Raw genomic sequence first — 9,430 nt, 5'->3', positions numbered from 1 at the left:
CCCGCCCCTAACGCCACCCCCAACCACAGTCTCGCTCTCTCGTGGGGGGCGGGGCGGGGGGGGGGGGGGGGGGGCCCCGGGGGGGGGCCCCCCCCCCCGCCCCCCCGGCCCCCCCCCCCACCGGGGTGAGGGGGGACCTACCGGGTGTTCAGCGCCCGGGCCACGAGCGGTCCGATGCGGTCCAGCGCCGAGGGCGACATCAGCTCGTCGTGTCCGCAGTCCAGGACGTGCTCGTCGATGCGCCCGTCCAGGTAGGGCGGCCACACCCGGCCCGGTGCCTCGGCGGCCGGGGTGCTGCGGCCCGCGGTGACGAACAGGACGTCACCCCGGTAGCGGCGGGTGCGGCTGCGCGAGAGCAGCCGCACGCAGTGCATGTTGGTGGCGACGATCGAGTCGAGGAGCGCCTCGTCGAACCCGGCCAGCAGCCCCTGGCTGTCACGGATCGCCCGGACGGCCTCCGACCGGTCCACCGCGCCGCCGTCCGCCGGCTGCTCCAGCCCGGCCACCGACAGCAGGAACCCGCTCTCCTCCCGCTCCAGCCGCTCCTGCCAGCCGGGCTCGTCGACGTACGACCAGTCGTCGGTCTCCGGGGGGTACGCGTCGAGCAGCCCGAGGAAGGCGACCTCCTCGCCGCGTTCCTGGAGCAGCGCGGCCAGCGTCTGCGCCACGGTCCCGCCGAAGGAGTACCCGAGGAAGTGGTACGGGCCCTGCGGCTGCACCGTCCTGATCTCCGCCAGGTACAGCTCGGCCAGGTCCGCCACGTCCGCGACCTCCGGCCGCGGCCCCGACAGGCCGGGAGACTGGAGCCCGTACACCGGCCGGTCCGCGTCCAGGTGGCGCAGCAGTCCGGTGTACTGCCAGCTGAACCCGGACGCCGGATGGAAGCAGAACAGCGGGGCCGCCGTGCCGCGTTCGCGCAGCGGCATCAGCACCCGCAGCGCGTCCCGGCGGGCGTCGGAGCCGATCCGGGCGGCGATGTCCGCCACCGTCGGCGCCGACATCACGGTGGCGACCTGGAGCGGGATGCCCAGCTCCGCGCGGATCCGGCCGACGAGCCGCATCGCCAGCAGCGAATGCCCGCCCAGCTCGAAGAAGTTGTCCTCCGCGCCGACCCGTTCCAGGCCGAGCACCTCGGCGAACGCGGCGGCGATCAGCTCCTCCCGGGCGTCCTTGGGCGGACGCCCGCCGCCGTCCCCGAAGTCCGGGGCGGGCAGCGCCGCCCGGTCCACCTTGCCGTTCACCGTCAGCGGCAGCGCCGCCAGCTCGACGAACGCGGAGGGCACCATGAACTCGGGCAGGGACGTGGACAGTCCGGCGCGCAGCCGGACCGGGTCGCAGGCGCCGGAGGCCGCCGGCACCGTGTAGGCGACCAGGCGCTTCACCCCGGACGCCCCCGCGTGGACGGCGACGGCCGCCGCGGACACGCCCGGCAAGTCCGCGACCGCGGACTCGATCTCGCCGAGTTCGATCCGGAAACCCCGGATCTTCACCTGGTCGTCGGCCCGGCCCAGGTAGTCGATCCCGTCGTCGGCCCGCCGGCGCACCAGGTCGCCGGTCCGGTACATCAGCGTGCCGGGCCCGCCGAACGGGTCGGCGACGAACCGCTCGGCCGTGAGCGCCGGCCGGCGGAGGTAGCCGCGCGCCAGACCGGCACCCGCCAGGTACAGCTCCCCGGGCACCCCGGTGGGGACCGGACGCAGCGCACCGTCCAGCACGTAGGCGCGGGTGTTGTGGATGGGGCTGCCGACGCAGGAGGTGTCGCTGCCGGAGACGTCCGCACCGAGCGCGTTGATCGTGTACTCGGTGGGGCCGTACAGGTTGTAGCCCATGGTGCCCTCGGTGCGCCGGAGCAGGCCCCACAGCGAGTCGGGCACCGCTTCGCCGCCCAGCAGGAACAGGGCGGGCCGGTGGCGGTCCGCGTCCAGCAGACCAGCCTCGACGAGCTGCTGCCCGTACGACGGGGTCACGTTCACCACGTCGATGCCCACCCGGTCGTAGTGCGCCGTCAGAGCCGTAGGGTCGAGCCGCAGCTCCTCGCCGATGACGTGCACCTCGTGCCCGTCGACCAGCCAGAAGAACTCCTCCCAGGACATGTCGAAGGCGAACGACACCGTCTGCGCCACCTTCATCCGGCGCCCGCCCACGAGCCGTGCCGCCGGGGCGAAGATCCGCTCCCGGTGGTTGAACAGCATGTTCGTCAGACCCGCGTAGGGCACCACGACACCCTTCGGGCGGCCCGTGGAACCGGACGTGTAGATGACGTACGCCGGATGCCGGCCGTCCCTGCGCCCCGTCAGCTCCGCCTCGGACAGGGCCACCCCGGACAGCGCGGCCAGTTCGGTCCGCACCGCGTCCGCGTCCAGCGCGAGCGCGGGCACCCCCTCCACCCGGGGCACCCGGTCCGCGACCGGAGCCGTCGTCAGCAGGCACAGCGGGGCGGCGTCGGCGACCATCGTCGCCAGCCGGTCCACCGGGTGGTCCAGGTCGAGCGGCAGGTAGGCCGCACCCGTCTTCAGTACGGCGAACAGCGCGACGACGAAGTCCGCCGAGCGGGGCAGCCCCAGGGCCACCACCCGCTCCGGGCCCGCCCCCCGCGCCACCAGGGCGCGCGCCAGCCTGTTGGCCCGCCCGTCGAGTTCCGCGTACGTCAGCCGCTCGTCCCCGAACACCAGGGCCGTCTCGTGCGGGGTGCGCGCCGCCTGCTCCGCGAACAGGTCGACGACCGTGGTGTCCGGGACCGGCCGGCCCGTGTCGTCGCCCCAGGCCAGCTGGGCGGCCCGCTCCTCGGGCGTCAGCGTCGCGAGGCGGCCCACCGGCAGCGCTCCGCCGTCGGCCATCTGGGCCACCAGCAGGGCGAGCCGTCCGGCCAGCCCGCGCGCGGTCTCCTCGTCGTACAGGTCGGGCCGGTAGGCCAGGGTCAGCTCCAGCGCCCGTCCCGGGGTGACCGCGAGGGTCAGCGGGTAGTGGGTGCCGTCCACGCTGTGCGTCCAGCCGATCTGGTGCGCCTCGAAGGCGGCCTCGCGGGCGGCGTCGTCCAGCGGCGTGTTGCGGAACACGTACAGGGTGTCGAAGAGCTGCCCGATCCCCGTCTCCCGCTGGACCGGGCCCAGGCCCACGTAGTGGTGCGGCAGCAGCGCCGCGTGCTCGCTCTGCACCCGCACCAGCAGGTCCCGCAGCGCCTCGCCCGGCCGCAGCGCCACCCGGAACGGCAGCGTGTTCATGAACATGCCGATCATCTGGTCCACGCCGGGCAGGTCCGCCGGGCGGCCCGAGACGGTGGCGCCGAACACCACGTCGGCACGGCCCGTCATCCCCGCCAGGGCCATCGCCCAGGCCGTGCTCAGCACCGTGTTGAGCGTGACCCCCGCCCCGCGGGCGAAGGCCCGCAGCCGGTCGCTGGTCGTCGCGTCCAGGGACAGGTCCACGACCTCGGCCGTCACCGGCGTCCGGGCCGGGTCGGCGGCCGCCACCAGGGTGCCCTGCTCCAGACCCGACAGGTGCGTCCGCCAGGCCGCCACCGAAGCGTCGGTGTCGACCGCCGCGAGCCAGCGCAGGTAGTCCCGGTACGGGGTCACCGGCGCGGGGTCCGCCGCCTCCTTGCCGCGCGCCCCGTACAGCGCGAACAGCTCCTCCAGGAACAGCGACTCCGACCAGCCGTCCGTCAGGATGTGGTGCTGGGTCACGCACAGCACCCACCGGTCCTCGGCGAACCGCAGCAGCGTCACCCGGACCAGCGGCGGCGCCGCCAGGTCGAACCGGGTCTGCGCGTCCGCCAGGGAGAACACGCGCAGCACCTCGTCCTGTTCGGCCCGGTCCAGCCCGGCGTGGTCCACGACCCGCCAGGGCAGCTCCCACTCCGCGGGCACCACCTGGACGGGGCCCGGCAGGCCCTCGTGCCAGAACCCGGCCCGCAGGTGCGGATGACGGTCCAGCAGCGTCCCGAACGCCGCACGCATGGCCTCCGCGTCCACCGCGTGCCGCAGCTCGACGAAGTTCTGCATCAGGTACACGTCCAGCGCGTGGTCGTCGTACACCGCGTGGAAGTACAGGCCCTCCTGGAGCGGGGCCAGCGGCAGCACCTCCTCACCCGACGGGAACGCCTCGGCGAGCAGCGCCCGCTGGGCGTCCGTCAGCTCCACCAAGGGGCGGTCCGAAGCCAGGAGTTGCGTCGTCGACTGCCCGACCGCGCCCGCGACGGCCGCCAGCCTGGCCGGCGTACGGTGCTCGAACACGTCCCGCGGGGTCAGGACGAGGTCCTCCTTTCGGGCCCGGGCCACCAGACGGATCGAGACGATGCTGTCCCCGCCCAGCGTGAAGAAGTCGTCGTCCACGCCCGCCGATTCCAGCCCCAGGACCTCGGCGAACACCGCGCACAGCGTCTCCTCGCGGGCCGTGCGGGGAACCCGGGACAGAGCCCCGCCGCCCAGCGCCGGAGCGGGCAGCGCGGCCCGGTCCAGCTTGCCGCTGACGTTCACCGGCAGTGCCTCCAGGACCACCACCGCCGCCGGCACCAGGTACTCCGGCAGCCGCGCCGCCAGCACGGCCCGCGCCTCCACCGGGTCGACGTCACCGGTGACGTAGCCCACCAGCCGCTTCACCCCCGGCGTGTCCTCGCGCACCACCGCGGCCGCGCCCGCCACCCCGTCCAGGGCGCTCAGCTCGGCCTCCACCTCGCCCAGCTCGATCCGGAAGCCCCGGATCTTGACCTGGTCGTCCGCGCGGCCCAGGAACTCCAGCTCCCCGTCCGCCCGCAGCCGCACCAGGTCACCCGTCCGGTACATGCGCCCGCCCGGAGCCCCGTACGGATCGGCCGTGAACCGCTCCGACGTCAGCGCCGGTCTGCCCAGGTAGCCGCGGGCGAGGCCGCGACCGGCCAGGTACAGCTCTCCGGGCACGCCCGCCGGCACCGGGCGCAGCGCCCCGTCCAGCACGTACGCCGACGTGTTCCCGATGGGCCGCCCGACCACCGCCGTGTCCGACACGGACAGGTCGGCGGCCAGGGCGTCCACCGTGTACTCGGTGGGCCCGTACAGGTTCACGGACATCACCCCGGGCGTGGACCGCACCTCGTTCCACACCGCCTCCGGCACCGCCTCACCGCCCAGCAGCAGCAGCCCCGGCCGGTGGTGGTCCGTGCTGAGCAGACCCCACTCCAGCAGCGCCTGCGCGTGCGTCGGCGTCACGTCCATGGCGTCCACCCGCCGGTCGCGGACGTAGGAGACGGTGAACTCGGCGTCCCTGCGGCCCACTTCGTCCAGGACGTGCAGCTCGTGCCCGGCGATCAGCCAGAACAGCTGCTCCCAGGAGGTGTCGAAGCTGAACGAGGCGGTGTGCAGGGCGCGCAGCCGCCGCCCGCCGGCCGCCGCGACCACCGGCCCGAACACGTCGGCCAGGTGGTTGGCGTACAGGTTCGACAGCCCGCCGTGGGTGAGGACCACGCCCTTGGGCACACCCGTCGAACCCGACGTGTAGATCACGTACGCCGGGTGCGCCGCGTCCACCGCCACCGCCGCGAACCCCGCTGCGCACGCCGCGAGTTCACGCACGGTGTCCGGTGCGTCCAGCACGATCAGGGCCGGACCGGCCGCGTCCCCGGCGGGGAGCAGCTCCGCCGCGGCCGCGGTCGTCACCACGCACAGCGGGCCCGCGTCGCGGAGCATCAGCGCCAGCCGGTCCGCCGGATAGTCCAGGTCCAGCGGCAGGTACGCGGCTCCCGCCCGCAGCACCGCGAGGACGGCCACCGCCGAGTCCACCGACCGGGGGACGGCCAGAGCGACCACCGTGTCCGGCCCCGCCCCCCGCGCGGCGAGCAGCGAGGCCAGCCGGCCCGCCCGCTCGTCGAGCTCGGCGAACGTCAGCCGCCGATCCCCGGCCACGACGGCGCACGCGTCCGGGGTGGCCGCCGCCTGCTCGGTGAACCGGTCGGAAACCGTCCCCGCGGGCACCTCGCGCACCGTCCCGTGCCAGCCGGCCACCAGCTCCGCCCGTTCGGCGGGCGTCAGCAGCGCCAGCGAACCGACCGGCAGCTCCGGATCGGCCGCGAGCTGCTCCAGCAGGTCGGCGAACCGCTCCGCGATCACGGCCACGGCCCGCCCGGTCAGCAGGTCCGGCCGGTATTCCAGGGCCAGTTCGGCCCGCTCGTCCAGCGAGACCGCCAGCGTCAGCGGGTAGTGGGTGCCGTCCCGCGCCTCGACGCCCGTCACCCGGACCCCGTCGGCCGGCGCGGGCCGGGCCGCCGGATCCACCGGATAGTTCTCGATGACGACCAGGGTGTCGAACAGCTCGCCGCCGCCCGCCTGCTTCTGGATCTGCCGCAGCCCCAGGTGGTGGTGGGCCAGCAGGCCGTTCTGCTCGTCCCGGAACCGGCGCAGCACCCGGGCCACGCTCTCCCCGGGCCGTGCCGCGAACCGCACCGGAACGGTCGTGATGAACAGCCCGACCATCGACTCGACGCCCGGCAGCTCCTCCGGCCGGCCCGCCACCGTCAGCCCGAACACGACGTCCTGACGGCCCGTGAGAGAACCGAGCAGCAGCCCCCACGCCGCCTGGATCACCGTGGACGGCGTGGTCCCGAGGCGCCGGGCCGTCGCCGTCAGCCGCGCGGTCGCGGCCTCGGTCAGCTCCAGCCGGTGCACGCCCGGCCGCACGGCCGTCCGCGCCGGATCGGCCGCCGCCACCAGCGTCGCCCCGTCCACGCCGGCCAGCGCGGACCGCCAGGCCGCCTCGGCCGCCCCGGTGTCCTGCCGCTTGAGCCACTTCAGGTAGTCCCGGTAGGGACGCACGGGCGCCAGCCCGGCCGGGTCGCCGTCCCGGTCGTACAGCGCGAGCAGGTCCGCCACCAGCAGCGGCATCGACCAACCGTCGACCAGGATGTGGTGCACGGTGATCACCAGCCGGTGGTCGTCGTGCCCCAGCCGGGCCAGCGCCAGCCGCAGCAGCGGCGGCCGGTGCAGCTCGAACCGGCGGGCCAGCTCGGCCCGTTCGATCCGGCGCACCGCCGACGCCGTCGGGTCGTCCGACAGGTCCACCCGGTCCAGGGCGAAGGTCACCTCGGCCGGAACGAACTGCACCGGCTGCGGAACGCCCTCGTACCAGAAACCGGCCCGCAGGTTCGGGTGCCTGCGCAGCAGCGCCACCGCAGCCCGCTCCAGCCGGTCCGCGTCGACCGGCCCGCCCAGCGCCACCGACACCTGCACGGTGTACACGTCCGGGGCGCTCCGGTCGTACACGGAATGGAACAGCATGCCCTGCTGCAAGGGGGACAGCGGAAGCATGTCCTCGATACGAGCCTGCGTCACTGCTGGGCCCTCCACATTTCTTCGAGCATGTCGATCTGGTCCTGGTCGAGTTCGACCAGGTCGAGGTCCGAGGGGGTGTGCCCCGCGGTGGTGCCGCCGGATGCCCAGGCGGCGAGGGTGTCGAGCGCGGCCAGCCAGCGGTCGGCGATCAGCGCGACGGTCGCTTCGGGCAGGACCTCGCCCGCCCTGACGAACACGGCGGCCAGCTCGGGGCCGTCCGTCCCGTCGACGACCTCGACGTTGACCTCCAGCGCGTGCGACAGCGGCAGCTCCGGGTGCGGACGGCCGGACAGGGCGTCCGCCTCCGGGGCCGGACCCCACGCGGAGTGGTCCCCGCCGGTCTGCCGGCCCAGGTAGTTCCACAGGATCTCGGCGCGGCCCGTCCCGGCGAACAGCGCGGCCGTCGCCGGGTTCGCGTACCGCAGCAGCCCGGCACCGATGCCCCCGTCGGGCACCTCGCGCAGGAGCTCCTTGACCTCCTTCAGCGCGGCCCCGGCATCCTCGCGCCCGTCCAGCACGGCCGCCGGATCGTACGAGGACGCCGCCAGCCGCAACGGATGGATGCTGGTCAGCCAGCCGACGGTACGGGTGAGGTCGGCGCCCGGCAGCAACTCCTGCTCCCGGCCGTGTCCCTCCAGGTCCACCGTGAACCCGCCGCGTCCCGACCGGCCCTCCCGGACCGCCCACTCCCCGACGGCCAGCGACAGCGCCGTCAGCAGCACGTCCCCGACCGTGCCGTGGAAGGCCGACGGCACGGCCTGGAGCAGCGGCGCGGTCCGCTCCGCCGACAGGCGTACGGTCAGCGCCCGCGCGGTCGCCGCCGTGTCCCGGGCCGGGTCCAGCGGACGCCCGGCGAGGAGCGGCCCGGCCGGCGCGGCCGCCAGCCAACGGTCCAGTTCGGCGGTCCGGCGGGGGTGCTGCGCCTCGGCGAGCAGGTGCGTGGTCCAGGTCCGCAGCGAGGTCCCGACGGGCTCCAGTACCGGAACCCGGCCCGTGGCGGCCTGCTCGTACGCCGACCGCAGGTCGGGCAGCAGGATCTGCCAGGACACCTCGTCCACCGCCAGGTGGTGCGCTGCGATCAGCAGCCGCCCCGGTGCGCCGGGCCCCCGGTCGAGGTGCACGGCCCGCACCAGCGCTCCGGACACCGGATCGAGCAGCCCCGGCAACCGGGCGGACGCCCCGGCGACCAGCTCGCGGAGCTCGGCGTCCCCGGCGGCGGAGGCGTCGACGCGCTCCAGGACCGCCGCGGCCGCCACCGAGCCCGCGGGGCGGATCTCCGCGCTCCACACGCCGGGGTGCGGAACGGTCAGGGCCTGACGCAGGCCGTCGTGGTGGTCCAGTACGGACTGCAACGCGGCCGCCAGGTGCGCGTGATCCGCCCCGGCCGGCAGCAGGACCAGCCGGGCCTGCCCGAACGAGGCGAACGGGCCACCGCGTGCGGCGAGCCACTGCGCGACCGGAGGCAGCGGCAGCGGCCCGGGACCGCCGTCCGCAGGCCGGGCCGGAGCGGCCGCCGTGTCCCCGCGCGGTGTGGCGACGGCCGCCAGGCCGGCCGGGGTCGGGTGCTGGAAGACCTGCCGGGCGGAGACCGTCAGCCCTGCCTTGCGGGCCAGGCCCACCAGCCGGATGGAGACGATGCTGTCACCGCCGAGCTCGAAGAAGTTCTCGTCGGCGCCGATCGAGGGGAGTCCGAGGACCTCCGCCATCAGCGCCGCGAGGACCTCCTCGGGGCTTCCGGCCGGACCGGACCGCTCCACCGGGGCCGCCGCGGGACGCGCCGGAGCGGCGGGTGCGGGCAGGGCGCGTCGGTCGAGTTTGCCGTTGGGGGAGAGGGGGAGCGCGGGGAGGGTGAGGATGACGGCCGGGACCATGTATTCGGGGAGGTGTTCGGCGGCGAGGGTGCGGAGGGCGTTCGGGTCGAGGGTGGCGCCGGGGGCGGGGACGGCGTAGGCCACCAGGCGGTGCACCCCGGGGACGTCCTCGCGCACCAGCACGGCGGCCTGCTCGACGCCGGGCGCGGTGGTGAGGACGGCTTCGATCTCGCCGGGTTCGATGCGGAAGCCGCGGAGTTTGACTTGGTCGTCGGTGCGGCCGAGGTAGTGGATGCGGCCGTCGGGGAGGTGGCGGGCGAG

Annotated in this window: 2 protein-coding genes; both read right to left on the bottom strand. The window is 75.2% G+C overall.

Annotation, left to right across the window (positions count from 1 at the left end; translation table 11 throughout):
* Positions 1–137: 137 nt before the first annotated feature.
* Positions 138–7,274, bottom strand: coding sequence for an amino acid adenylation domain-containing protein (locus AC07B0_RS38285; RefSeq protein ID WP_478900342.1), 7,137 nt, complete (start codon positions 7,272–7,274; stop codon positions 138–140).
* A gap of 20 nt (positions 7,275–7,294) precedes the next feature.
* On the bottom strand, positions 7,295–9,430 hold a 2,136-nt coding region (locus AC07B0_RS38280), incomplete at its 5' end, for a condensation domain-containing protein (RefSeq protein ID WP_478900307.1).

This window comes from Streptomyces sp. NPDC044704 (genome assembly GCF_056433525.1).
This window is presented reverse-complemented; position numbering and strand designations above follow the sequence as displayed.

Excerpts from the sequence above, each read along its gene's own strand:
- AC07B0_RS38285 (WP_478900342.1), bottom strand. The coding sequence starts at position 7,274 with ATGCTTCCGCTGTCCCCCTTGCAGCAGGGCATGCTGTTCCATTCCGTG.